Origin of the sequence: Pseudomonas gingeri (assembly GCF_013385425.1) — a bacterium.
In the GTDB taxonomy this organism is placed as follows: Bacteria; Pseudomonadota; Gammaproteobacteria; order Pseudomonadales; family Pseudomonadaceae; genus Aquipseudomonas; species Aquipseudomonas gingeri_D.
This window is the reverse complement of the sequence record NZ_JACAQA010000003.1, coordinates 370,270-394,802: the sequence shown is the minus strand read 5'-3', so window position 1 is coordinate 394,802 and position 24,533 is coordinate 370,270. Positions and strand designations below refer to the sequence as shown.

Genomic DNA, 24,533 nt, shown 5'->3' with positions numbered 1-24,533 from the left:
TTTTTGGCGGGCTTTACAGCGGAGGCCAGGCTTCGCTGCGTCTCAGGCAAATCTTGTACGTTGGGTGGATCCACGGACGATCAACTGTGCGGGAAAATCGAGGGCTTTGGCGGCGCCCTTGTCACCCCGCAGGCGCTTGAACAGGCAGTCGAAGGCACTGGCGCCGATCTGCTGCGTGGGCTGGGCGAGGGCGGTGATGCCGCTGCCGACCAGCGGGAACCATTCCAGGTCGTCGAGGGCGATCAGGCCGATATCGTCGAACAGATTGCAGCCCAGCTCGCGCAGGGCCTGGACACAGGCCAGGGCGGCAATGCCGTTGGCACAGAACAGCGCCTTGGGTCCGGCACTGGGGGCCGCCAGGAAATCCTGCAACTGATGTCGCAATGATTCGCCGGTATGGCCGATGCTGCCGCTCAGGGCATCACGCCTGACGATTTCGAGATTGAAGTGTTCAATCCGTTCCAGCCGCGAGCTGGTGCCGTCGAGGGGTTCACTGACCAGCATCAGGTCGCGGTAACCCTGTTGCTCCAGGTGCTCGACGGCGCTGCCCACGGCACCGCCGTTGTCGAGGCCGACCAGGTCGCTGCCCAGTTGCTCGACCTTGCGGTCCACCAGCACTATCGGCATTTCCCGTTGCAGTGCCTGCAATTCTTCGAGGTGGTGACCGAGGGTATTGAGGATCAGGCCTTCGATGTTGTACGAGCGCAGCGCCGCCAGGTGCAGGCGTTCCTGCTGGTCGTCGCGGTCGGTGTTGCACACCACCAGGCTGTAGCCGTGGGCGCGGCAGGCGGTTTCCACGCCATGCATCACGGCAATCGAATAAGGGTTGCGGATATCGGCCACCAGCATGCCGATCAGGCGCGTACGGCCGCGTTTCAGGCCACGGGCCATCTGGTTCGGGCGGTAGCCCAATTCGCTGATCGCCTGCTCGATACGCAGGGCGATGGCTTCGGAAAGCAGGGCGCGGTCATCGCCGATAAAACGCGACACGCTGGCCTTGGAGACCCCGGCGCGTTCAGCGACATCGAGCATGGTCACGCGGCTGCGTTGGGCGGCGGAAAAACTGTTCACGGCCTGAAACCTTTTCTTGGAGTTGTCGGCAGGCGGTTGGTGCATTGGCACTGAAACCGGTTTCAGAAGAACTCAAGGCAAGGTCGGTCGTCAAGTAACTTTTGCTACAGGTCCAGGGAGTGGCGCAGGGCGGCGAGGAGTTTTTCGTAGAGCAGATCGACCTCCGGTGCACTGCCCCGGGCGCGCAGGCAGCCGTGCACCAGGCCGTGGCCGGGATGGAAATCCACACTTACACCGGCCGCTTGCAGGCGTTCGCTGTACTCCACGCCGTCGTCGCGCAAGGGGTCGAATTGCGCCACGGCGATAAACGCCGGGGCCAGGCTCCGCAGGTCCGTGGCTTGCAACGGCATCGCATAGGCCGAAGGGGTGGCCGAACCCGGCAGGTACAAGGCGTGGTAGCAGTGCACATCGCTGGTGCTGAGCAGGGGCGCGTCGGCGCATTCGATGCGCGAGGGCAGTTGGTCGTCGCCACCCAGTCCTGGATAGATCAGGGCTTGTAGCCGCGGCCGCGCTTGGCCGGCATCGCGCAGGGCCAGGCATACGGCGGCGGCGAGATTGCCCCCGGCGCTGTCGCCGGCAATCGCCATGCGTTGCGGATCCAGTTGCCAGGTTGCGGCACTGTCCTGCAAACCGCGCCATACCGCCAGGCAATCATCGAAGGCCGCCGGGAAGGGATGTTCCGGTGCCAGTCGGTAGTCGACCGCGATGACCACGGCGTTGAGCCGGGAGGCCAGTTCAGCGGTGATGAAGTCGTGGGAGTCGAGGTCGCCGACCACCCAACCGCCACCGTGCAGGTAGACCACACAGGGCCAGCCATGGGCGGGTATTGCTGAAGTCGGACGGTATTGGCGTACGGGCACTTGGCCGATCCGCTGTTCGCTGACGCTGATGTTCGCCGGGCGGGCTGGAGTAAACGCTCGGCACATGGCGCTATAGCCGAGGCGCAGGCCATTGATGCTGGTGTCGGGATAGCTGAAATCGAGGGTCTTGGCGACAAAGGCGCTGAGTTCGGGGGAGAGCGGGTAATCGGTCATGCGCAGTCTCAGTTCTGTACGAGGTGTCAGGAGAACCTGTGGCGGCGATCTTTAGGGCCTCTTCGCGGCGGTGCGGCGATCCGACAAGCCCTGCTCCTGCAGCTCGGCGTCGGATACAGATTTTGCGCACACCATGGACCTGTAGGAGCTTGGCTTGCCAGCGAAGAGGCCCGTGAGGACGCTAAAAGCTTCGCGGGCAAGCTCCGCTCCTACAATGGGTGTTATTTCAAACTGGCCTGCACGGTCGCCACGCCGTCCTTGCCATCAACACTGGTCACGCCGGCCAGCCACTTCTGCAGATCTTCCGGGTGATCGCGCAGCCATTTCTTGGCCACGTCCTGGGGCGTCTGGCGCTCCATGATCGGCACCATCAACTGGCTTTCCTGGGCGGCGCTGAAGGTCAGGTTCTCCAGCAGCTTGTTCACGTTCGGGCAACGCTGGGCGTAGTCCGGGGCGGTGACGGTGGACACGGTGGCCGCGCCTTCGTTAGGCCCGTAGACATCTTCGCTGCCGGTCAGGTAAGTGATCTTCATATTGATGTTCATCGGGTGCGGGGTCCAGCCAACGAACACCACGAACTCCTTGCGATTGACCGCCCGCTGCACGGCGGCGAGCATCCCGGCTTCCCCGGACTCCACCAGATTGAAACCCTTGAGGCCGAAGTGGTCGGTGTCGATCATGGTCTTGATGGTGGTGTTGGCGCCGCTGCCGGGCTCGATGCCATAGATCTTGCCACCGAGCTTGTCCTTGAACTTGGCGATATCGGCGAAGGTCTTCAGGCCCGCGTCAGCCACATATTGCGGCACGGCGAGGGTGGCCTGGGCGTCGGAGAGGCTGGGCTGGGCCAGGACCTTGACCTGGTTGGCGGCGACAAAAGGCGCGATGTTCTTGTCCATCGCCGGCTTCCAGTAGCCGAGGAAGATATCCAGGCGTTTGTCCCGGATCCCGGCAAAGATGATCTGCTGCACGGCGCTGGTCTGCTTGCTTTCATAACCCAGGCCGTTGAGCAGCACATCGGCCATGCCACTGGTGGCGATCACATCGGTCCAGTTGACCACGCCCATGCGCACGGTCTTGCAGGAAGCGTCTTCGGAGGCGAGCACGCTGGTGCTCAGGAGGGCGGTACCGCAGAGGAACAGACAGCTGTTGAACAGTCTTTTCATGATACGCAGGTCTCGCGGCAGGTCGTTTATTGTGGAGTTCGGTGTCTTCATGCACCGTCCGGCCACGTTACGCAGCCGGCTGCTGGCAAAAGCGCACCAGTGCGACCGGCTTTTGCACTGCAGCGACCCCGACGTTATACCAGCACGCTCAGCCAGGCCGAAACCAGCAACAGCAGCGCCATGCAGCGATTGAACCGTTGCATCGCCAGGGGCGAGCGAAACAGCCGCGCGGAGCCGACACCGAGTACCGCCCACAGGCTCATGCATGGCAGCGACACCAGGAAGAACACCAGGGACAGTGACAGCACGTGGGCCTGGCGTTCGGCACCGTTGCCGGCGAACACGCCGACCACCGCCAGGGCCATCATCCAGACCTTCGGATTGATCAGTTGCAGGCTGGCCGCGCCGAACAGGCCGAGACGTTTGGCCGGTGCCGCGTCGGGATCGATGGCCGTGGCTGGGGCACTGAAGATCTGCCAGGCCAGGTAGCTCAGCCAGGCGATGCCGAGCCATTGCATGCCGGTGCGGACCTGGGGCCGTTGTGCCAGCGATTCACCGACACCGCTGCCCACCAGTAGGACGATCAGTGCCGCGCCGGCACCGGCGCCGAGGATGATCGGCAGGGCTGCCGCCAGGCCATGGCGGGCACTGTTGCTCAGCACCAGGATATTGTTCGGCCCGGGGGTGACGGAGGCGACGATGGCGAAGAGCACAAAGGGCAGGAAGCTGGAAAGGCTGGACAACATGGGGAGGGGCTCCACTGAAAGATCGATCAACCGATCTTCCCGCGTGCCGCCTCAGGCGTCTGGAAGATTTGAGCAGCGCTTGCGGTAGGCGGCGGGCGTCAGCCCGTAGGCGCGGACAAACCAGCGGCCCAGGTGGCTCTGGTCGGCGAAGCCCAGTGTCATGGCGACATTCGCCGGGGTTTCGCCCCGGGACAGCAGTTGCCGCGCCTTGGCCACCCGCAATTGCACCAGGTAGGCGTGGGGCGGCAGACCGTAGGCGGCCTTGAAGGCTCGGGTCAGGCGGAAGCGGTCGACACCACAGACGGCCGCGACCTCATCCAGGCTCAGGTCATGTTGCAGATGGGCGTGCAAGTACTCGCGGGCAACCTGCGCAACCCGTGGCAGGCGCGGGTCCTCGCGGTAGCGGGCGCGCCAGTGCAGATGGTCGGTGAGGCTGTCGAGCAAACGGTCGAGGGCGCTTTGCCGGACGATGCGCAATTCCTGGGTGTGAATGGCCTGGAACGCGGCACTGGTGGCCTGGGCCAGGCGGGTGTCGGTGGCCAGGGTCGCGGCAAAGCTCAGTTGGCTGCCCGCCGGGACTTCCTCGAACAGCGCGCTCAGCTCCCGCTCCAGCCAGTGTGGGTCGAGATAGATGGTGCGGTAGGTGAAGCCGCCGTCGGTGGGTGCGTCGCCGTCATGGATCTCGCCGGGTTCGAGCAGGAAGACGTTACCTGCCAGGCTTTGGTAGCGGGTGCCCCGGCAATTGAACTGCTGCACGCCTTGTTCGGTGACACCCACCAGGTAGCTGTCGTGCCAGTGGGCATCGTAGGCATGGGTATGCCCCTGGAAACGCGCGCGCAGGGTTTCGATGCCGGTGTCGCGGTCCTGGTTCAGGTCGACCCAGTGGTTGACGGTGCTGGACATGGGGTTCCTGGAGTCGTGGTCAATCTGCTGTGCTTCAGTAGAGGCTGGCGGCCGGGTAGCAGTCTAGAAGATCCGTGCACGGGCTCGACAGTACCCCGATAGGGGAATTGGCGAGCGGGAAGTGAGCGCCTAGAGTGGCCGCACATTTCAAACCCGCGGACAGAGAGGGATTATGCGCGCACGTGAATGGGGAATCACCCTGGGCCTGGGAACACCGGGGCCGTTCAATGCCATCACCGATGTGCCCGGTGTACGGGTCGGCCACAGTACATTGAAGACCGAGATCGACGGCAAGCAGGTGCGCACCGGCGTGACGCTGATCCAGCCACGGCCCGGCGCGGCGCGGCAGCAGCCCTGTTTCGCCGGTTGCCATGTGCTCAACGGCAATGGCGATGCCACGGGCCTGGAGTGGATTCGCGAAGCCGGGCTGCTGACCACGCCCGTGGCGATCACCAATACCCATAGCGTCGGTGTGGTGCGCGATGCGCTGATCGCCGACGAGCGCGACAGCCTGGCGGACCCGGCGGTGTACTGGTGCATGCCGGTGGTGATGGAAACCTATGACGGGGTGCTCAATGATATCTGGGGCCAGCATGTCGGCCCCGCGCAGGTCCGTGAAGCGCTGGCCGATGCCAGGCCCGGTCCGGTGACCGAAGGCTCGGTGGGTGGCGGTACCGGGATGATCTGCCATGAATTCAAGGGCGGTATCGGCACCTCATCCCGGCGCCTGTCGGCAGCGCAGGGCGGCTGGACCGTCGGCGCGCTGGTCCAGGCCAATCATGGCAAGCGCCAGGAGCTGCGGGTGGATGGCTATCCGGTTGGTCGCCAATTGCTGGATATCCCGTCGCCTTTCGCCCGTCGTGGCACCCCGGGCATGGGCTCGATCGTGGTGATTCTCGCCACCGACGCACCCTTGCTGCCCCATCAATGCCAGCGCCTGGCGCAACGGGCTTCCATCGGTATCGCCCGCACCGGCGGCGGTACCGAGGACTCCAGCGGCGATATCTTCCTGGCCTTCGCCACCGGCAACGACCAGTTGCCACCCGCCGACTACGGGCGCAAGGACCTGCCGTTCAGCAGCCCGCTGGCGATGCTCAACAACGATCATATTTCCCCCTTGTTCCTGGCGGCCGCCGAAGCGGTGGAGGAGGCGATCATCAATGCCCTGCTGGCCGGCGAGGACATGAACACGGCCGATGGAACAGCGGTATCGGCGTTAAGCGGCGAAGTTGTCCTGAATGCATTGAGAACGAGTGGTCGACCGGGAAATTTATAAGTATAAAAGTGACTGGTTGGTCATTTATTGATGCACTTCCCATATGCATTCTTGCGACTTGAAGTTTTCCGAAAGTCTGCTTGGGTGAGTCGGCCGTTACTGTCAGAAAAAACTTTCATGGCGTTGTCCAGCGTTTGTAGGTGTTTTCGGTGTTTATGGGATTTGTTATCAAAAAAGCGCTGGACGTTTGATTTCAAATTGTGTCAGTTTCTCGCTGCCTTCAAAAAGGGCGAGTGATAGGATGATCTCGCCAAGGGATTGTCGCTATCTGACAAAAACTGTTTCACTTGCAAACAAGGAAGTGTGTTTATGTCGAAAGTCAAAACCAAAGCTATTGTTTCTTCTGATGCGGCACTGGCGGCCAACGGGACAAGTTCCGCCTTTAACCAGATCGATAGCTTCAGCCATCAATACGACCGTGGCGGTAATCTCACGGTCAATGGCAAACCCTCCTACTCCGTCGATCAGGCCGCCACGCAACTGCTGCGTGACGGTGCCGCCTGGCACGATCTGGACGGCAGCGGCAAGATCGAACTGACCTATACCTTCCTGACTTCCCAGACCTCGAATTTCAGCGGTCTGGGCGTCACCGGGTTCAGCCAGTTCAGCGCGCTGCAGAAGTCGCAGGCCGTGCTCTCCATGCAATCCTGGGCGGACGTGGCCAATGTGACCTTCACGGAGGCGGCGAAGGGTGGCGATGGTCATATGACCTTCGGTAACTACAGCGGCGGGCAGGAAGGCGCGGCGGCATTCGCCTTCCTGCCGGGAACCGAGCCTGGCTACGACGGCCAGTCCTGGTACCTGACCGGTAGCGGCTACAACGTCAACAAGACGCCTGGCCTGAACAACTACGGTCGCCAGACCCTGACCCATGAGATCGGCCATACCCTCGGCCTGGCTCATCCCGGCGATTACAACGCCGGCGAAGGCAACCCGACCTACAATGACGCGTCCTATGGACAGGACACCCGCGGCTACAGCGTCATGAGCTACTGGAGCGAAAGCAACACCAGCCAGAACTTCAGCAAAGGCGGGGTCGAGGCTTATTCCTCGGGCCCGCTGATGGATGATATCGCGGCGATCCAGAAACTCTACGGCGCCAACTACAGCACCCGTTCCGGCGACACCACCTATGGGTTCAACTCCAATGCCGGTCGCGACTACCTGAGCGCCACTTCGTCTTCGGACAAGCTGGTGTTCTCGGTCTGGGACGGCGGCGGCAACGATACCCTGGACTTCTCCGGGTTCACCCAGAACCAGAAGATCAACCTGCATGACGGCTCGTTCTCCGACGTTGGCGGCATGGTGGGTAATATCTCCATTGCCCAGGGTGTCACGATCGAGAACGCCGTCGGCGGTTCGGGCAACGACCTGCTGATCGGCAACGATGCGGCCAACGAACTGCGCGGCGGTGCCGGCAACGATATCCTCTACGGGGCTGGCGGTGCCGACAAGCTCTGGGGTGGTTCGGGCAACGATACCTTCGTGTTCGCCGCCGTTTCCGACTCGGCGCCGAAAGCGGCCGACCGGATCATGGACTTCACCAGTGGCCAGGACAAGATCGATCTGTCCGGGATCACCCATGGTTCGGGCCTGACCTTCGTCAACGCGTTCACCGGCCATGCCGGCGATGCGGTACTGACGTATGCCTCGGGCACCAACCTGGGTACCCTGGCGGTGGACTTCTCCGGGCACGGCGTCGCCGATTTCCTGGTGACCACCGTGGGTCAGGCCGCGGTCACGGATATCGTGGCTTGAGTTGATGCGGTAGGGGCAGCGCTGCAGCGCTGCCCTCTGGCCAGGTAGTCCATGTCCATGATCAAGACCTTTGTTCGCAGTACCTATTCGACGTGGCTGATGGCTGCGTTTCTGGCGTTTTCTGGAGAAGTCACCATGGCGAGCAGCCTGCTCATGACCAGCCCCGAGGCCCTTGTCGGCCAGTGGCGGATGTACCCTGAAGGTGAGAACCCCCAGGCCTGCAAGCTTGACCTGGCGTTGCAGTCACCGCGCCTGAGTGGCGACCTGGAGTGCATCGCCGGCTGGTTGGGCGAACGCCCGGCCAACTGGGAACCGACCCCCGATGGCCTGTGGCTGTATGGCGCCGAAGGGACTGGCATCGTCCATCTCAATCGGCAGAAGGCGGATCGTTATGAAGTGCGTTTGAAGAATGGAAGCGTTCTGGTACTGGTGCGCGATAAGCCCTGAGTATCCAGGTGCAAATCGATTAAACGGCAACTTGATGCCTTGTGCCTGTTAGTTGTGTTCTCGTTCAGTCTTTATGCGTCGCTAAAGAACGACTCCTATTGAAAGTGCCTATATTCCCGAGCGGCTCGCCGGCCATCGAATAAAGGTGCGTATCCGGCTGTGCGTAAACTTCAAGGAAGAGAGATGAACCCGCCGAAAATGATGTCCGGGACACCTTTGATCCGTGTGCTCGGCGATTATAAAAGTGTGTTGTTCAGCGTCGGTTGTTTTACCGCGTTGATCAATCTGCTGATGCTGGTGCCTTCGATTTACATGCTCCAGGTCTATGACCGGGTATTGACCTCCCAGAACGAAACCACCCTGGTCATGCTGACCCTGATGGTGGTGGGGTTCTTTGCCTTTATCGGGCTGCTGGAAGTGGTCCGCAGTTTTATCGTGATCCGCATCGGCAGCGCCCTGGAGCGGCGCTTGAACCTGCGGGTCTACCAGGCGGCCTTCGAGCGCAACCTGTTGCGCGGCGAAGGGCATGCCGGCCAGTCCCTCGGCGACCTGACGCAGATTCGCCAGTTTCTCACCGGCCCGGCCCTGTTCGCCTTTTTCGACGCACCGTGGTTTCCCATCTACCTGCTGGTGATCTTCCTGTTCAATCCCTGGCTGGGGGTGTTCGCCAGTGTCGGGGCCTTGTTGCTGATCGCCCTGGCCTGCCTCAACGAGTCCATGACCAAAAAGCCCTTGAGCGAAGCCAGCGGTTATTCGCAACGCTCGACTCAGTTGGCCACCAGTCATCTGCACAACGCCGAGACGATCCAGGCCATGGGCATGCTCGGGGCCTTGCGCAGGCGCTGGTTCCAGGTGCACTCGCGATTTCTGGCACGGCAGAACCGCGCCAGCGATACCGGGGCGGTGATTACTTCCCTGAGCAAGATGTTGCGCCTGTGCCTGCAATCGCTGGTGCTGGGCCTGGGGGCGCTGCTGGTGATCAAGGGTGAGATGACCGCCGGGATGATGATCGCCGGCTCGATCCTTATGGGCCGGGTGCTCAGCCCCATCGACCAGTTGATTGCGGTGTGGAAACAGTGGAGCACGGCCAAGCTCGCCTATCAGCGCCTGGACGGCCTGTTGCGTGAGTTCCCCGAGACAGAAGGGCAGATGAGCCTGCCTGCTCCCCAGGGCCAGGTAGCCTTTGAACAGGTCAGCGCCGGACCGCCGGGCAAGCGTGTCGCGACCCTGCACCAGGTGAGTTTCAGCCTGGCCCCCGGCGAGGTGCTGGGGGTGCTCGGTGCCTCGGGCTCGGGCAAGTCGACCCTGGCCCGGGTGCTGGTGGGCGTCTGGCCGACCCTGGGCGGCACCGTGCGCCTGGACGGTGCCGACCTGCACCGCTGGGACCGCGACGACCTCGGTCCGCATATTGGTTATTTGCCCCAGGACATCGAGTTGTTCAGCGGCACCATTGCCGAAAATATCGCGCGGTTTGCCGAGGTCGACTCGGCGAAAGTGGTCGAGGCGGCACGTCAGGCCGGTGTGCACGAGCTGATCCTGCGCCTGCCCCAGGGCTACGACACACTGCTGGGAGAAGACGGCAGCGGCCTGTCCGGCGGGCAGAAGCAGCGGGTGGCGCTGGCCCGCGCGTTGTATGGCGGCCCGCGCCTGGTGGTGCTGGATGAGCCCAATTCCAACCTCGATGTGGTCGGGGAAACCGCCCTGACCCAGGCGATTGCCCTGCTCAAGGCGGGGGGCAGCACAGTGGTCCTGGTGACCCACCGTTCCACCTCCCTGACCCAGGCGGACAAGTTGCTGGTGCTCAACGAAGGCCGCCTGCAAGCCTTCGGCAGCAGTGCCGATGTGCTCAAGGCACTGTCGGCCGGCGCCCAACCCGCACCGCAACCGGCCCGCGAGGCAGCCACCCCGGCGGGCGTCAGCCTGAGCCGACAGTATCCCGCGCCGACGCGCAGTAGCGGCGCATGAGCAAGGACAGCACAATGCAGATCAGTACCCCTGTTGAATACCGGGAACGTGATGCCCGGTTCTTTGCCCGTATGGGCTGGTTGTTGGCCCTCCTGGGTGCCGGCGGCTTCTTTCTCTGGGCGGCCCTGGCGCCGCTGGACCAGGGCATTGCCGTGCAGGGCACCGTGGTGGTATCCGGCAAGCGCAAGGCGGTGCAATCCCTCGGCGGCGGCGTGGTCAGCCGGATCCTGGTGCGCGAAGGGCAAGTGGTGCATCAGGGCCAGCCGCTGTTTCGTCTCGACCAGACGCAATTGTCGGCCGATGTGCAATCGTTGCAGGCCCAGTACCGCATGGCCTGGGCCAGCCAGGCGCGTTGGCAGAGCGAGCGCGACAACCTGCCCCGGGTGGTGTTTCCGCCCGAGTTGAGCGCGGAGGCCGACCCGCCCCTGGCGCTGGTGCTCGAAGGCCAGCGGCAACTGTTCAGTAGCCGTCGCGAAGCCTTTTCCCGGGAGCAGGCCGGTATTCGCGCCAGTATCGACGGCGCCGGCTCGCAACTGGCCGGTATGCGTCGCGCGCGCAACGACATGCTGGCCCGCGCCGATTCCCTGCGCAGCCAGTTGGACAACCTCAAGCCCCTGGCGGACAACGGCTATATCCCGCGCAACCGCCTGCTGGACTACCAGCGCCAACTGTCCCAGGTGCAACAGGACCTGGCGCAGAACAGCGGCGAAAGCGGGCGGGTCGAGCAGGGCATTGTCGAGTCGCGTCTCAAGCTCTCCCAGCACAGCGAGGAGTACCAGAAGGAAGTGCGCGGCCAACTGGCCGAGGCCCAGCTCAAGAGCCTGACCCTGGAGCAGCAGCTGCGCTCGGCGGATTTCAATTTGCAGCACAGCGAGATCGTCGCGCCGGCGGAGGGCATCGCGGTCAACCTCAGCGTGCACACCGAAGGCGCGGTGATCCGTGCCGGGGAAACCCTGCTGGAGATCGTGCCCCAGGGCGAACGCCTGGAAGTCGAGGGGCACCTGCCGGTCAACCTGGTGGACAAGGTCGGCAGCCATCTGCCGGTGGACATCCTGTTCACCGCCTTCAACCAGAGCCGCACGCCACGGGTGCCCGGCGAAGTCAGCCTGATCTCCGCCGACCAGTTGCTCGATGAAAAGACCGGCGCGCCGTATTACGTGCTGCGCACGTCGGTGAGCGACATGGCCCTGGAAAAACTCCACGGGCTGGTGATCAAGCCGGGCATGCCCGCCGAGATGTTCGTGCGGACCGGCGAGCGCTCGCTGCTCAACTATCTGTTCAAACCCCTGCTGGACCGCGCGGGTTCCGCGCTGACCGAGCAATAGGATGTTTCACCGAATGAAGACACTGTCGATGATCGTGGCAACGCTGTCCCTGTTGGTCAGCACCGGCAGCCAGGCCATGGGGCCGTTCCAGGTGTATGAGCAGGCGCTGCGCAATGACCCGGTATTCCTCGGCGCGCTCAAGGAGCGCGATGCCGGCCAGGAAAACCGCGCCATTGGCCGGGCCGGCCTGCTGCCGAAGATTTCCTATAACTACAACCAGGGCCGTAACGATTCGCGGGCCACCTACCTCAGCGAACGGGGCAACTCCCACGAGGACCGTCACTACACCAGCTCCGGCTCGACGCTGATGCTGCAACAACCGCTGATCGACTACGAGGCCTATGCCAATTACCGCAAGGGCGTGGCCCAGGCGTTGTTCGCCGATGAAACCTTTCGCGGCAAGAGCCAGGAGCTGCTGGTGCGGGTCCTGACCTATTACACCAAGGCGTTGTTTGCCCAGGACCAGATCGAGATCGCCCAGGCCCGCAAGAAAGCCTATGGGGAGCAGTTCCAGCAGAACGAGCATCTGTTCCGCCAGGGCGAGGGCACACGTACCGATATTCTCGAAGCCGAGTCGCGTTTCGAACTGGCCACCGCCGAGGAAATCGAAGCCCGCAACGAACAGGATGCCGCCCTGCGCGAACTGGGGGCGCTGATCGGCGTAGCGTCGGTGGATGTTTCCGAACTGGCGCCACTGGCCCGGACCTTTCAGTCGTTTCCCCTGGAGCCGGCCAACTTCGATACCTGGCACGCCATGGCCCTGGAGAACAACCCGACCCTGGCGTCCCAGCGCCAGGCACTGGAAGTGGCCCATTATGAAGTGGAGCGCAACCGCGCCGGGCACTTGCCCAAGCTCAATGCCTACGCCAGCGTGCGCAAGAGCGAGTCCGACAGCGGCAACACCTACAACCAGCGCTACGACACCAACACTATCGGTTTCGAGGTGAACGTGCCGTTGTTCGCCGGTGGCGGCGTCTCGGCGTCGGTGCGCCAGGCCAGCGCCAATCTGGAACAGGCCGAATACGAACTGGACGGCAAGACCCGCGAAACCCTGATCGAGCTGCGTCGTCAGTTCAGTGCCTGCCTGTCGGGGGTGAGCAAGTTGCGCGCCTATCAGAAGGCCTTGAGTTCGGCCGAAGCCCTGGTGGTCTCGACCAAGCAGAGCATCCTCGGTGGCGAGCGGGTCAACCTCGATGCGCTGAACGCCGAGCAGCAGCTCTACAGCACCCGGCGCGACCTGGCCCAGGCGCGCTACGACTACCTGATGGCCTGGACCAAATTGCATTACTACGCGGGCACCTTGCGCGAAACCGACCTGGCCAGGGTCGATGAGGCCTTCATACGACAATGATTCCAACCAGCAAGGAGGCAATACCATGGGTGTGTTTGACTATAAAAACGTGGGAACCGAGGCTTCGAAAGCACTGTATTCCGATGCAATGGCGATCACCTTGTACTCCTACCACAACCTCGATAACGGCTTTGCCGTGGGCTACCAGCAGAACGGCTTCGGTCTCGGCCTGCCGGCGACCCTGGTCAAGGCCCTGATCGGCGGCACGGATGCCCAGGGGGTCATCCCCGGGATCCCCTGGAACCCGGACTCGGAGAAAGCCGCGCTGGCGGCGGTGAAGGCCGCCGGCTGGACACCCATCAGTGCCGTGCAACTGGGCTACGGCGGCAAGACCGATGCCCGCGGCACCTTCTATGGCGAGAAGGCCGGCTACACCACGGCGCAGGCGGAAATCCTCGGCAAGTACGACGCCAGCGGGCACCTGACCGAGATCGGCGTGTCCTTCCGTGGCACCAGCGGGCCGCGGGAAAGCCAGATCAGCGACACCATCGGCGATGCGATCAACGACTTGCTGGCGGCCATCGGACCCAAGGATTACGCGAAGAACTACAGCGCCAATGCCTTCGAAGGCCTGCTCAAGAGCGTGGCGACCTTTGCCGCGGCCAACGGTCTTTCCGGCAAGGACGTGCTGGTCAGCGGCCACAGCCTCGGCGGGCTGGCGGTCAACAGCGTGGCCGACCTGAGCAAGGACCATTGGGGTGGTTTCTACAAGGATGCCAACTACATCGCCTTTGCTTCACCGACCCAGAGCGGCCCGGGCACCCAGGTGCTGAATATCGGTTATGAAAACGACCCGGTGTTCCGTGCCCTCGACGGCTCCAATCTGACCCTGGCAACCCTGGGTGTGCACGATGCCAACAAGGCCTCGGCGACCAATAATATCGTCAGCTTCAACGACCATTACGCGTCCGATGCCTGGAATGTGCTGCCGTTTTCCATCGGTAACGTCGCCACCTGGATTTCCCATCTGCCGACGGCCTATGGCGATGGCTTGAATCGGGTGCTGGGGTCGCAGTTCTACAACCTGACCAGCAAGGACTCGACCATCATCGTCGCCAACCTGTCGGATCCGGCACGGGACAAGACCTGGGTGCAGGACCTCAATCGCAATGCCGAAACCCATAGCGGCAGCACCTTTATCATCGGCAGCGACGCCAATGACCTGCTCAAGGGAGGGCGTGGCAACGATTACATCGAGGGGCGCGGCGGCAACGATACCTTCCGCGATGACGGTGGCTACAACATCATTCTCGGCGGCAAGGGCAACAACACCTTCGATCTGCAGAAATCCCTGAGCAGTTTCGATATCGCCAATGACGGCCACGGCACCTTGTATATCCGTGATGCCAGCGGCGGGATCACCATTGCCCAGAATATCGGCACCCTGGTCAGCAAGGAGTCGAGCCTGGTGTTCTTCAACAAGGACGTGGCCCATGTGGTGGGCAACCAGAGCTTGTCCGAGGGGAGTTACGTCAACTCGCAGGTCGGCAGCGATGGGGCCGATACCCTGACGGCGAAGTCTTCGGGGGAGTGGCTGTTGGGTAATGGCGGCGACGATCATCTGATCGGTTCGGCCAAGGGGGGGAATGTGTTTATCGGTGGTGCCGGCAATGACCTGATGGATGCGAAGGGCGGGGGCAATACCTTCCTGTTCAACGGCTTCAACGGATCGTTCGGCCAGGACAAGATCACCGGCTTCCAGGCTTCCGACAAACTGGTGTTCATGGGGTATGCCGATTCCCAGGGACACACTATCCAGGACCACGCCAAGGTGGTGGGACACGACACCGTGCTGACCTTCGGGTCGGATTCGGTGACGTTGGTGGGGGTAGGGCTGGATGTGCTGAAGGGGGCGAGTGTAGTTATCGCCTGATGCTGTAATACAGGAAACGATAGCAGCCTCCAGGCCGCCAAAAGCTTCGCGGGCAAGCCCTGCTCCTACAGTGAGTCGTCGTTTGCTGATCTTGTGTACGACACCGAACTGTAGGAGCAGGGCTTGCCCGCGAAGAGGCCCGAGATCGCTCAAAGCCTCTCTGGCAAGCCAGGCTCCTACAGGTTTTACGGTAGCTTCAACAGCACATAATCGTTCTTGTCGAACCGCTGGCTGAGTACTGGCGTCAGATCGCCGATAGCCGTGCCTTTCAGGGCGTCATACTGATCCTTGCCCATCATCACCCACGCCGGTCGTGCCACGCCCTGAAGCTGCTCAGGCGTTTCGGTGAAGATCGGCTGCAGATCGCCCTCGGCATTGACCATGAACTTGATCGCCCGTCCATCCTTGCCCACCGCGTGCATGACCAGCGGCGCAGGATCCTTCTGCATCAACTGCTGGGTAGCCTGGGTAAAGGCGCGGGTATCGTAGGCGACGCGTTCGGTCGGCTCGACGATCAGGATATAGCTGCTCCACAGCGCCAGCACCGCACAACCGGCCAGCCCGAGCGCGCGCCAGCGGGCGTTGAACAACGCCACCACGGCGATCAGTTGCAAGGCCCCGACCAGATAGGGCGCGACGCCCAGGGTTGGCAGTTCTTCAGGGAAGCGCCGGTGCAACATGAACATCCCGACAATCAGCAGGCCCGGCAGGATCAACCAGAGACCCTGGATCAGCCCACGCAGCCAGGCAAACAGACGGCCTTTCCCGACCTGGAACGGATAGGCGGCAATGATCGCCGCCATCGGTACCATCGGCAGGATATAACGGGCTTTTTTCGCCTGGGGCACCGACAGGCCGAGCATCACGATCAAGCCGGCCGCGACCGCGTAGAGGGTCAGTTGCAAGGCCGGCCCACGATGCTGGCGACCGGTTGTCAGAATGGCAACCAGAACCAGCACGGCCAATGGATAAGCCAGGGCGTAGTTGCCAAAAGCGCTGCTGAAGTAATACAGCGTACCGCTGGAGCCCGCCGAGCCGTCCATGCGGCCGGTGAACTGCATACGGATCACTTCTTGGAGGAAGGCCGGGCCGCCATCGAGCGAGGCCAGCCACAACAGCAGGCCGATGCAGGCTGCCAGCAGGAACAGGGCCTGGAAGCCAAACACGAACAACCGGCGCCATTGACCGCTGAGCAGGTAGAAGCTGCACAGCATGCCGGTGGGGATCACCAGGCCCATGGGGCCGCGAATGGCAAAACCGAGCACCAGCAGCGCCAGGAGCAGCACGCTGCGTTTCGGCGCGCCGTAGTATTTGGCGGCATAACCCAGGTAGAACACCGCCAGGGACACGGCGGCGAGCATCTGGTCGAGGGATACCGCGCGGGTTTCAATCAGGAAATTATTGGTCAGCAACAGCAAGGCAATGCTCAGCAGCGCCCAACGGGGCGAATGCGGGGCCACCAGCCGGTACATCAGCACCACGATCCAGGCCGAGGCCAGGGCGCTCGGCAGCCAGGCGGCGAGGGCGTTGACCGAGCCGAACGGCAGCGACAGCAACCAGATCAACAGGGTGGAAAATGCCGAATAGTCCGGATACGGCTCGCCATAGGTGGTCGGAAAGAAACTCGGACCATGGCGCAGCATTTCCTCGGCGAACAGCACGAAGCGCGAGTCGAAACCGATGGCGGCTTGCTGATAGACGCCGGCGATAAACAGCAGCAGGGCGATCAGGCCCAGGCCGAGGGATTGGCGATTCAGGGTGTTACGGGATGAGGACGTCAATGTCACGGCCGTGGACCTAAAACAACGGGCAAGCCCGTTAGGAACGAAAACGCGGTCATTTTTTCGAAATGACCGCGTCGTTTGTTTGCTCAGTAACCCTATGCAAGGGTCAGGGCATCATTCCAGACCGTGACGGGTCACCGGCAGATCCAGCGACGCACCGCGACCGATCGCAAAGTAGGTGAAACCTTTGCGCTGCATGCGGTTGGCGTCGAACAGGTTACGGCCGTCGAAGATCACCGGCGCTTTCAGGCGCTGCTTGATCAGTTCGAAGTCCGGTGCCTTGAACTGCTGCCATTCGGTGCAGATGATCAGTGCATCGGCGCCGACCAGGGCCGATTCCGGCGTGCCCATCAGCGACAGGCCCGGCTCATCCGGATAGATGCGCTGGGTTTCCTGCATGGCTTCCGGGTCGAACGCGCGAACCTGGGCGCCGGCCGCCCACAGGGCTTCCATCAGCACGCGGCTCGGTGCGTCGCGCATATCGTCGGTGTTCGGCTTGAACGCCAGGCCCCAGAGGGCGAAGGTCTTGCCTTTCAGGTCACCCTTGTAGAACGCGTTCAGGCGGTCGAACAGCTTGTGCTTCTGACGCTCGTTGATCGCTTCGACCGCTTGCAGCAGGTCGCTCGAGCAGTTGGCCGCCTGGGCGCTGTGGATCAGGGCGCGCATGTCTTTCGGGAAGCACGAACCGCCGTAGCCGCAGCCCGGGTAGATGAAGTGGTAACCGATGCGCTGGTCGGCGCCGATGCCCATGCGCACGGCTTCGATGTCCGCGCCCAGGTGTTCGGCCAGTTCGGCGATCTGGTTGATAAAGCTGATCTTGGTCGCCAGCATGCAGTTGGCGGCGTACTTGGTCAGCTCGGCGCTGCGCAGGTCCATGAACATGATGCGGTCATGGTTGCGGTTGAACGGGGCGTAGAGGTCGCGCATCACTTCGCGGACTTCTTCACGCTCGCAGCCGATGACGATCCGGTCCGGACGACGGCAGTCTTCCACCGCCGAACCTTCCTTGAGGAATTCCGGGTTGGAGACGATATCGAATTCCAGGGTCCGGCCGACTTTGTCCAGGGCGGCTTGAATGTGCGCGCGCAGGGTGTCGCCGGTGCCGACCGGAACGGTGGATTTTTCCACCAGGATCAGCGGATCGACGCGGTGACGGACCACGGCATCGCCCACCGAGAGGACGTACTTCAGGTCAGCCGAACCGTCTTCGTCCGACGGCGTGCCGACGGCGATAAACAGCACCTGGCCATGCTCGATCGCCAGCTTTTCGTCGCTGGTGAAGTGCAGGCGGCCGCTTTCCAGGTTGCTCTTGACCATGGTCTCCAGCCCTGGTTCGAAGATGGGGATGTGGCCTTTACGCAGCAAGTCGATCTTGTTCTGGTCGACGTCCATGCAGACGACATCATGACCGACTTCGGCCAGCACAGTCGCCTGCACCAGACCGACATAACCGCTACCAATTACGCTGATTTTCATACGGAGTCCCTAGGACGGGGTATACGTGGAGAGTTGATCGTTAGCACGCCGAGAATGACCAGGGCCACTCCCAGCGATTTCGAAAGACTGAAGCTTTCATTGAAAAACGGCAGGCCGGCGGCCAGCAGGTAGACCAGCGCGTAACTGACGCTGAGCAACGAGTAGGCACGGCCCAATGGCAGGTCGCGCAAGGCGGCCAGCCAGCAGAGCATGGACAGGGCGTAGGCGAGGATCGATGCCGCCACTACACCCAAGGCGAGTAACGATACGTCCTGAGTCATCAGGGCGTCCAGCCACTGTGTCGGTTCCGGCAGGCGGGTCATGCTCCAACGCATGCCCAACTGGGCACCGCTGACCAGCAGGACGCTGCCGGTGGCCAGGGTAAAACCGCGCGCCTGGCTCATACGTGACGCCCCAACAGGACCACACCGGCGATGATGAACGCCACGCCCAACCAATGGCGGGTGTCGATCGACTCCTTGAACAGGTAGTGCGCCACCAGGGTGATCAGGACAAAGTTCAGGCTGAGCATCGGATAGGCAATCCCGACCTCCAGCCGTTGCAGGACCAGCAGCCAGACCAGCAGGCCGAAACCGAGGCTGGCCAGGGCTAGCCACAGCCAGGGCGAACGCAGTTTGTGCAGGACGCCCAGGTCCGGGCCGCGCCAGCTTTCGACGGCGAACTTCTGCGCGACCTGGCCCAGGCACGTCAGCAGGCAGGCGCTGAGCAACAAGATCAGGGTCATGGGGTGGTCTTCGAAAAAATCAGGATAACCATGTTGCCTTCTTCATAGCGAACATGATCCTTGGGCAGCAGGTCGATCTCGTGCAGTTCGTCCTCATCCTTGACGCGCATCACCACACCGACCTGGCCTTCACGCCGGGCGTTGTCCATCCAGGCCTGGATCTGGCTCAGATCCTGAGCGCGACCGGCGGTCTCGGGATAACCCAGGCCGTACTGCAATTCACCCTGGGTGTTGTAGAGGGTGATATCGCTGCGTTTCATGCGCCAGGCCAGCGCCGAAGCGGCACCCAGGTCGTTGCTCAGGAAGTGACGGCTCTGGCTCAACTCTTCGGCATGGTGGGCGATGAACTGGTCGGGCATCTTGTTGTGCACGATGACGTTCGGCATCGCCGCCGGCAGCAGCAACACCAGCATGCCCATGCCCAGCGCCGGGGTGGCCCAGAAGGTCAGCGGCTTGAGCAGGGGCAGGAGATTGACCAGGATCCAGCTGCCGATGAACACGCAGAGCAGGGTCAGGTGCAAAGGCTCGTTATCGTAGAACGGCTGCTTGATCTGGAAATACACCAGTGCCGCCAGTCCCGCCAGGCCCAACACCAGGTTGAGCAGGCCGTTGAGACGAGGAACCTGGCCTTGGGCAAGCTTGATGCGATCCATCAGCGAATGCCCCATCAGCAACGCCAGGGGCATCAGGCACGGCATGATGTAGGTCGGCAGCTTGCCGCGGCTGAGGCTGAAGAACGCCAGTGGCAGCAACAGCCAGAGCAGCAGGAACAGGGTGATGCGCTGACCCTTGGTACGCCAGGCGTCCTTCAGGGTCACCGGGAACAGCACTGCCCATGGCAGGCTGGAAGCCACGATCATCGGCAGGTAGAACCACCAAGGCCGGGTGTGTTGCGCGTCTTCGGCGGCAAAACGACGGATATGCTCGTGCCAGAAGAAGAAACGCCAGTAGTCCGGTTCCTGGAGGTGAACCGCCAGGACCCAGGGCAGGCTGATCAGCGTGGCCACGACCACGGCCACCAGGCCATAACCCACCAGTTCGCGAAAACGCTTCTGCCAGATCATGTAGGGCAGGGCGATCAGCACCGGCAACAGCAGGGCGAGGAAACCCTTGGTCATGAAACCCATGCCGCAGGCCAGGCCCAGGGCCACCCACGACCACAGGCGTGCCCGTGGGGTACTGCCGTCGATGGCGAACCACAGGGCGACGAAGCTCAGGTTGACCCAGAAGGTGAACTGCGGATCGAGGTTGGCATACCCGGCTTGCCCGGCGATCAGGCCGAAGCTCATGTACAACGCGGCGCAGGCAAACTGCTTGCGTTCGTCGTTCCACAGGCGTCCGGCAATCAGATAGACCAGCAGCACGCTCAGCCCGGTGCTCAGGGCCGAAGCGAAACGCACGCCGAAAAAGTTCTCACCGAAAATGGCCTGACCGATGGCGATCATCCAGTAGCCGGCGATGGGTTTTTCGAAGTAGCGCAGGTCCATGAAATGCGGCGACGCCCAGTGGCCGTGCCGGAGCATTTCCTGGCCGATCTGGGCGTAGCGGGTTTCGTCGGGAATCCACATGCCATGGGTGACCAGTGGCAGGAGGTAGAACAGCAGAAAAGCGAGAAACAGCAACGGCAAAGCCCAGCGCCTGGTCATCCCTGCTGTACCCCAAGCCAGCCTTCACGGCCGCCGAGGGTGCCACGGACCAATTGCCCTGCGGGCAGGCGGTCCAGTTGGGCCGGCAATAGATTGACCAGGGGTTGGAACTCGATATCGCGCGCCTTGGCCTGGGCCAGCAGCTGGCGAAACTCGTTTGCCATCAGAATCCCTTCTACTTCTGCGTGAATCGTGTAGACATTCAGGCGCGCCGGACTGAACCGGTCGAGAATGAACGCATTGAAATCTTTCGCGGCCAGATCCGCACCCACGACTTCGTCGAAGGTAGGCAGGTCCACGGGAATTTGCGGGGTCCCCAGGCTGCCATCCGCCAACCGTGGCAGAAACAGACCGTGCCCGCGGCAGTCGCTGTTATAGCGAAAACCGAAATGCTCCTTGGCTTGCACGACACGCTCGTCCGCTCGCCAACCGGCGGTGGCCGAACATTCGACGGCTTGCCCGGTGATATCGCTCAGGCAATCGACGCCGCGACGGATCTGTTCGATCAGTTCGGCTTCGCTCCAGCGCCCGGCGTTGGCCTGCCAGCCGTGGTGATCCCAGGCGTGCAGGCCGACCTCATGGCCGGCGGCCAGGGTCTGGCGCATCAGATGCCCCAGATCCCGACCGATCGGCTTGCCTGGCCAGGCAGTGCCGGCCAGCAAGATGTCCCAGCCATAAAGACTGGCAGCCTTGGAACGCAGCATCTTCAGGAGGAACTGGGGTTTGATGAGGCGCCACAAGTGGCGCCCCATGTTGTCCGGTCCAACGCTGAAGAAGAACGTCGCCTTGACCTGGGCCTCGTCGAGCAGTTCCAGCAACCGCGGTACCCCTTCACGGGTGCCGCGATAGGTGTCCACATCGATGCGAAGTCCAGCCTGCATCAGCGCTTGTCCGCGATTTCGAGCATGGCTTCTTTCAGGAAGAAGTCCAGGGTGTTACCGATGGTTTCGCTCATCTCGACGGTCGGCTCCCAGTTCAGCAGGCGCTTGGCGTTTTCGACGCTTGGTTTGCGGTGCGACACGTCCTGGTAGCCAGTACCGTAGAACGCCTTGCTTTCCACGTCGCGGAAACCGGCGAACGGAGGGAAGTTGCTGCGCAGCGGGTGAGCTTCGAACTGACGCAGCAGTTCTTCGCCCAGCTGACGGATGCTGGCTTCGTTGTCCGGGCTACCGATGTTGATGACCTGGCCGTTGCAGCAGTCGTTCTCGTTGTCGACGATACGGGCCAGGGCCTCGATGCCGTCGGCGATGTCGGTGAAGCAGCGCTTCTGCTCGCCGCCGTCGAACAGACGGATCGGAGTACCTTCCACCAGGTTCAGGATCAGCTGGGTGATGGCACGGGAGCTGCCGATACGCGCCGAATCCAGACGGTCCAGACGTGGACCCATCCAGTTGAACGGACGGAACAGGGTGAAGTTCAGGCCCTTGGCGCCATAAGCCCAGATCACGCGGTCCAGCAGTTGCTTGGAGACCGAGTAGATCCAGCGCTGCTTGTTGATCGGGCCAACGATCAGGTTCGAGGTGTCTTCGTCGAAGTTCTCGTCCTGGCACATGCCGTAGACTTCGGAAGTCGACGGGAAGATCACGCGCTTGTTGTACTTGACGCAGTAGCGAACCAGCTTCAGGTTTTCTTCGAAGTCCAGTTCGAATACGCGCAGCGGGTTGCGGGTGTATTCGATCGGGGTGGCGATGGCCACCAGCGGCAGGACCACGTCGCACTTCTTGATGTGATACTCGATCCACTCGGAGTGGATGCTGATATCGCCTTCGACGAAGTGGAAGTTCGGGTGGCTGCGCAGGCGCTCGATGGCGTCGGAGCCGATGTCCAGACCGTAGACGTCGTACTTGTCGTCACGCAGCAGGCGCTCGGACAGGTGGTTACCGATGAAGCCGTTGACGCCCAGGATCAGTACGCGGGTACGACGTGGCTTGCGGCCCGACTCGGCGCCACGCAGGAAGGAACCGTCCACCAGACCCAGTTCGTTGGCCAGTTGCGGGCCGCTGAGGAAGAGGCCGGCGTCGTTGCGCTGACCGGCCTTGATCACCAGGGAGTCTTCACCGCAAGCGATGCGCAATGGGTCGACGCTGATCACACGGCCAGGGGCCTGACCTTCGTTGCCCTTGACGACTTCGGCGCTCCAGACGATCAGCTTGTGCTCGCCCACGGCGCAGAAGGCACCCGGGTAAGGTTGGGTCACGGCACGGACCAGGTTGAACAGCTCTTCGGCAGGCTTTTTCCAGACCAGCTTGCCGTCAGCCGGGGTACGGCGACCGAAGTAAGTAGCCTTGGACTCGTCCTGGGCGGTTTCGCTCAGTTTGCCGGCAGCCAGTTGTGGCAGGGCTTCACCCAGCAGGGCTGCAGCGCTGTCACGCAGCTTGGTGTGCAGGGTCAGGGCGGTGTCGGCACGGTCGATGGCGACGCGGTTCTGCGCCAGGATGCCACCGGCATCGGCACGCTTGACCATGCGGTGCAGGGTCACGCCGGTTTCGGTTTCGCCGTTGACCAGCACCCAGTTGGCCGGTGCGCGACCGCGGTAGCGTGGCAGCAGGGAACCGTGCAGGTTGAACGCGCCGTTCTTGGCGGTGGCCAGCAGCTCTTCGCTCAACAGGTTGCGGTAGTAGAACGAGAAGATGTAGTCCGGGCTCAGCTTGGCAATGCGCTCGATCCACAGAGGATGGTTGGCATCTTCCGGGGCGTGCACGGTAATGCCCTTGCGAGCACAGAGTTGCGCTACGGAACCGTAGAAGGCGTTCTCCTTCGGGTCGTCGGCATGGGTGAACACTGCGGCGATGTCGTAACCTGCGGCGAGCAGGGACTCGATGCCGGTGCAACCAATATCGTGATAGGCGAAGACGACAACTTTCGGATTCATGGTGCGACCTGATTGGAGGTAGTAGTAGAAGGGGTATCACCAGCAGCGCTGGCAGGAGACGGCTGGCTACGCAGCACTTTCTCGATGAAGAAGCGCGGACGTGCACGCACGTCACTGTACATGCGGCCCAGGTATTCACCCAGGAGCCCCATGCCGATGAACTGGCCGCCGGTAAAGACGAACAGGATAGCAAACAGCACGAACGAACCGTCACCGGCCCAGGCGGCGCCGAAGATCAGGCGCAGCACCACCAGCAGGATGGCGAACAGCGCGCCGAGACCGGCCATGGTGAAACCGATGATGCTCAACAGCCGCAGGGGCGTGGTGGTCATGCAGGTGACCAGGTCGAACATCAGGTTGATCAGGCGCATCGGGCTGTATTTCGAGTCACCGTGCTCGCGCTCGGCGTGCTGCACCAGTACTTCGGTGGTGTGCCGGGCAAAACTGTTGGCCAGGATCGGGATAAAGGTGCTGCGCTCGCGGCAGGCCAGCATCGCATCGACGATGGTCCGGCGATAGGCGCGCAACATGCAGCCGTAGTCGCTCATGGCGACGCCGGTGGAACGTTGCACGGCCATGTTGATCAGGCGCGACGGCCAGCGGCGCAGGGCCGAGTCCTGGCGATTGTTGCGCACGGTGCCGACCACGTCGAAGCCCAGGGCACACTGTTCCACCAGACGCGGAATTTCTTCCGGCGGGTTCTGCAGGTCGGCGTCCAGGGTGATGACCACATCACCGGTGGATTGCTCGAAGCCGGCCATGATCGCGGCGTGCTGACCGTAGTTGCGGTTCAGGATCACGGCGATGACCTGGCTGCCTTCACGCTCGGCGGCTTCCTGGAGAATGTCGGCGGAGCGATCACGGCTGCCGTCGTCGACCAGGATGATTTCGACATCCTGGGTCAACTGCGAACAGGCCGCTTCGGTGCGGCGCAACAGTTCTGGCAGGCTCTGTTCTTCGTTATAGACCGGGATAACGATCGACACGCGCTGAATTGGATAAGGTTTCAAAGGCTTCTTTCCAGAATGGTTTCAATGGTGCGGCGATGCTTCAAGCCAGCCGATAGCATGCCGGACTCAACGCTCGGGCACAATGAAC

20 protein-coding genes are annotated in these 24,533 nt (G+C 62.5%); 7 read left to right on the top strand and 13 right to left on the bottom strand.

Annotation, left to right across the window (positions count from 1 at the left end):
- Positions 1–42 precede the first annotated feature (42 nt).
- From HX830_RS04435 to HX830_RS04415, 5 genes are all read right to left on the bottom strand, one after another.
- Complete coding sequence (locus HX830_RS04435) at positions 43–1,071, bottom strand: LacI family DNA-binding transcriptional regulator (protein ID WP_177099084.1); 1,029 nt, start codon at positions 1,069–1,071, stop codon at positions 43–45.
- 104 nt (positions 1,072–1,175) lie between these two features.
- Positions 1,176–2,105 carry an alpha/beta hydrolase gene (locus HX830_RS04430; RefSeq protein WP_177099083.1) on the bottom strand — a complete coding sequence of 310 codons (930 nt, stop codon included), beginning with the start codon at positions 2,103–2,105 and terminating at the stop codon, positions 1,176–1,178.
- A gap of 221 nt (positions 2,106–2,326) precedes the next feature.
- Positions 2,327–3,268: a choline ABC transporter substrate-binding protein gene (locus HX830_RS04425; RefSeq protein ID WP_100943482.1), complete on the bottom strand. Its 942-nt coding sequence runs from the start codon at positions 3,266–3,268 to the stop codon at positions 2,327–2,329.
- Positions 3,269–3,402: 134 nt separating this feature from the next.
- Positions 3,403–4,014, bottom strand: a complete 612-nt coding sequence (locus tag HX830_RS04420) for a LysE family translocator (protein ID WP_177099082.1) — start codon at positions 4,012–4,014, stop codon at positions 3,403–3,405.
- Positions 4,015–4,065: 51 nt separating this feature from the next.
- A complete protein-coding gene (locus HX830_RS04415) occupies positions 4,066–4,917 on the bottom strand; it encodes an AraC family transcriptional regulator (protein WP_177099081.1) in 852 nt (283 codons plus the stop codon).
- Positions 4,918–5,089: 172 nt separating this feature from the next.
- Between HX830_RS04415 and HX830_RS04410 the strand changes: the two genes are divergently transcribed.
- From HX830_RS04410 to HX830_RS04380, 7 genes are all read left to right on the top strand, one after another.
- Positions 5,090–6,193 (top strand): DmpA family aminopeptidase, encoded by a 1,104-nt coding sequence (locus HX830_RS04410; RefSeq protein WP_103499141.1) that lies wholly within the window; start codon positions 5,090–5,092, stop codon positions 6,191–6,193.
- 309 nt (positions 6,194–6,502) lie between these two features.
- The gene (locus tag HX830_RS04405) at positions 6,503–7,951 is read left to right on the top strand and encodes a serralysin family metalloprotease (RefSeq protein ID WP_103499140.1); all 1,449 of its coding nucleotides are present in this window, start codon (positions 6,503–6,505) and stop codon (positions 7,949–7,951) included.
- Between the two features lie 51 nt (positions 7,952–8,002).
- Positions 8,003–8,398 (top strand): protease inhibitor Inh/omp19 family protein, encoded by a 396-nt coding sequence (locus HX830_RS04400; RefSeq protein ID WP_256350391.1) that lies wholly within the window; start codon positions 8,003–8,005, stop codon positions 8,396–8,398.
- Between the two features lie 183 nt (positions 8,399–8,581).
- The gene (locus HX830_RS04395; RefSeq protein ID WP_177099080.1) at positions 8,582–10,363 is read left to right on the top strand and encodes a type I secretion system permease/ATPase; all 1,782 of its coding nucleotides are present in this window, start codon (positions 8,582–8,584) and stop codon (positions 10,361–10,363) included.
- Complete coding sequence (locus HX830_RS04390; protein WP_152739713.1) at positions 10,360–11,688, top strand: HlyD family type I secretion periplasmic adaptor subunit; 1,329 nt, start codon at positions 10,360–10,362, stop codon at positions 11,686–11,688. The genes HX830_RS04395 and HX830_RS04390 overlap by 4 nt, the downstream gene beginning before the upstream one ends.
- A gap of 1 nt (position 11,689) precedes the next feature.
- Complete coding sequence (locus tag HX830_RS04385; RefSeq protein WP_103499137.1) at positions 11,690–13,039, top strand: TolC family outer membrane protein; 1,350 nt, start codon at positions 11,690–11,692, stop codon at positions 13,037–13,039.
- 25 nt (positions 13,040–13,064) lie between these two features.
- The gene (locus HX830_RS04380) at positions 13,065–14,912 is read left to right on the top strand and encodes a polyurethane esterase (RefSeq protein WP_152739714.1); all 1,848 of its coding nucleotides are present in this window, start codon (positions 13,065–13,067) and stop codon (positions 14,910–14,912) included.
- A 185-nt stretch (positions 14,913–15,097) separates the two neighbouring features.
- Here HX830_RS04380 and HX830_RS04375 read toward each other — a convergent pair whose 3' ends face one another.
- From HX830_RS04375 to arnC, 8 genes are all read right to left on the bottom strand, one after another.
- Positions 15,098–16,693: an ArnT family glycosyltransferase gene (locus HX830_RS04375; protein WP_152739805.1), complete on the bottom strand. Its 1,596-nt coding sequence runs from the start codon at positions 16,691–16,693 to the stop codon at positions 15,098–15,100.
- A 117-nt stretch (positions 16,694–16,810) separates the two neighbouring features.
- Complete coding sequence (locus HX830_RS04370) at positions 16,811–18,172, bottom strand: UDP-glucose dehydrogenase family protein (protein ID WP_103495130.1); 1,362 nt, start codon at positions 18,170–18,172, stop codon at positions 16,811–16,813.
- Positions 18,169–18,576 (bottom strand): 4-amino-4-deoxy-L-arabinose-phosphoundecaprenol flippase subunit ArnF, encoded by a 408-nt coding sequence (gene arnF, locus HX830_RS04365; RefSeq protein ID WP_103495131.1) that lies wholly within the window; start codon positions 18,574–18,576, stop codon positions 18,169–18,171. Before arnF ends, HX830_RS04370 begins: the two co-directional genes overlap by 4 nt.
- Positions 18,573–18,917 carry a 4-amino-4-deoxy-L-arabinose-phosphoundecaprenol flippase subunit ArnE gene (gene arnE, locus HX830_RS04360; RefSeq protein ID WP_177099078.1) on the bottom strand — a complete coding sequence of 115 codons (345 nt, stop codon included), beginning with the start codon at positions 18,915–18,917 and terminating at the stop codon, positions 18,573–18,575. The genes arnF and arnE overlap by 4 nt, the downstream gene beginning before the upstream one ends.
- A complete protein-coding gene (gene arnT, locus HX830_RS04355; RefSeq protein ID WP_177099077.1) occupies positions 18,914–20,563 on the bottom strand; it encodes a lipid IV(A) 4-amino-4-deoxy-L-arabinosyltransferase in 1,650 nt (549 codons plus the stop codon). The genes arnE and arnT overlap by 4 nt, the downstream gene beginning before the upstream one ends.
- On the bottom strand, positions 20,560–21,444 hold the full coding sequence (arnD, locus tag HX830_RS04350) for a 4-deoxy-4-formamido-L-arabinose-phosphoundecaprenol deformylase (protein WP_100943353.1): 885 nt from the start codon (positions 21,442–21,444) through the stop codon (positions 20,560–20,562). The genes arnT and arnD overlap by 4 nt, the downstream gene beginning before the upstream one ends.
- Positions 21,444–23,435 carry a bifunctional UDP-4-amino-4-deoxy-L-arabinose formyltransferase/UDP-glucuronic acid oxidase ArnA gene (arnA, locus tag HX830_RS04345; protein WP_103495134.1) on the bottom strand — a complete coding sequence of 664 codons (1,992 nt, stop codon included), beginning with the start codon at positions 23,433–23,435 and terminating at the stop codon, positions 21,444–21,446. Before arnA ends, arnD begins: the two co-directional genes overlap by 1 nt.
- Complete coding sequence (gene arnC / locus HX830_RS04340) at positions 23,432–24,445, bottom strand: undecaprenyl-phosphate 4-deoxy-4-formamido-L-arabinose transferase (protein WP_103495135.1); 1,014 nt, start codon at positions 24,443–24,445, stop codon at positions 23,432–23,434. Before arnC ends, arnA begins: the two co-directional genes overlap by 4 nt.
- Between the last annotated feature and the right edge of the window lie 88 nt (positions 24,446–24,533).

Bases quoted from the DNA above. Each gene is read 5' to 3' on its own strand.
- HX830_RS04390 (WP_152739713.1), top strand. From the start codon at position 10,360: ATGAGCAAGGACAGCACAATGCAGATCAGTACCCCTGTTGAATACCGG.
- HX830_RS04420 (WP_177099082.1), bottom strand. From the start codon at position 4,014: ATGTTGTCCAGCCTTTCCAGCTTCCTGCCCTTTGTGCTCTTCGCCATC.
- HX830_RS04410 (WP_103499141.1), top strand. From the start codon at position 5,090: ATGCGCGCACGTGAATGGGGAATCACCCTGGGCCTGGGAACACCGGGG.
- HX830_RS04425 (WP_100943482.1), bottom strand. From the start codon at position 3,268: ATGAAAAGACTGTTCAACAGCTGTCTGTTCCTCTGCGGTACCGCCCTC.
- HX830_RS04380 (WP_152739714.1), top strand. From the start codon at position 13,065: ATGGGTGTGTTTGACTATAAAAACGTGGGAACCGAGGCTTCGAAAGCA.
- HX830_RS04370 (WP_103495130.1), bottom strand. From the start codon at position 18,172: ATGAAAATCAGCGTAATTGGTAGCGGTTATGTCGGTCTGGTGCAGGCG.
- arnF (WP_103495131.1), bottom strand. From the start codon at position 18,576: ATGAGCCAGGCGCGCGGTTTTACCCTGGCCACCGGCAGCGTCCTGCTG.
- HX830_RS04400 (WP_256350391.1), top strand. From the start codon at position 8,003: ATGTCCATGATCAAGACCTTTGTTCGCAGTACCTATTCGACGTGGCTG.
- arnD (WP_100943353.1), bottom strand. From the start codon at position 21,444: ATGCAGGCTGGACTTCGCATCGATGTGGACACCTATCGCGGCACCCGT.
- HX830_RS04415 (WP_177099081.1), bottom strand. From the start codon at position 4,917: ATGTCCAGCACCGTCAACCACTGGGTCGACCTGAACCAGGACCGCGAC.
- arnT (WP_177099077.1), bottom strand. From the start codon at position 20,563: ATGACCAGGCGCTGGGCTTTGCCGTTGCTGTTTCTCGCTTTTCTGCTG.
- arnA (WP_103495134.1), bottom strand. From the start codon at position 23,435: ATGAATCCGAAAGTTGTCGTCTTCGCCTATCACGATATTGGTTGCACC.
- HX830_RS04395 (WP_177099080.1), top strand. From the start codon at position 8,582: ATGAACCCGCCGAAAATGATGTCCGGGACACCTTTGATCCGTGTGCTC.
- HX830_RS04385 (WP_103499137.1), top strand. From the start codon at position 11,690: ATGTTTCACCGAATGAAGACACTGTCGATGATCGTGGCAACGCTGTCC.
- HX830_RS04405 (WP_103499140.1), top strand. From the start codon at position 6,503: ATGTCGAAAGTCAAAACCAAAGCTATTGTTTCTTCTGATGCGGCACTG.
- arnE (WP_177099078.1), bottom strand. From the start codon at position 18,917: ATGACCCTGATCTTGTTGCTCAGCGCCTGCCTGCTGACGTGCCTGGGC.
- HX830_RS04430 (WP_177099083.1), bottom strand. From the start codon at position 2,105: ATGACCGATTACCCGCTCTCCCCCGAACTCAGCGCCTTTGTCGCCAAG.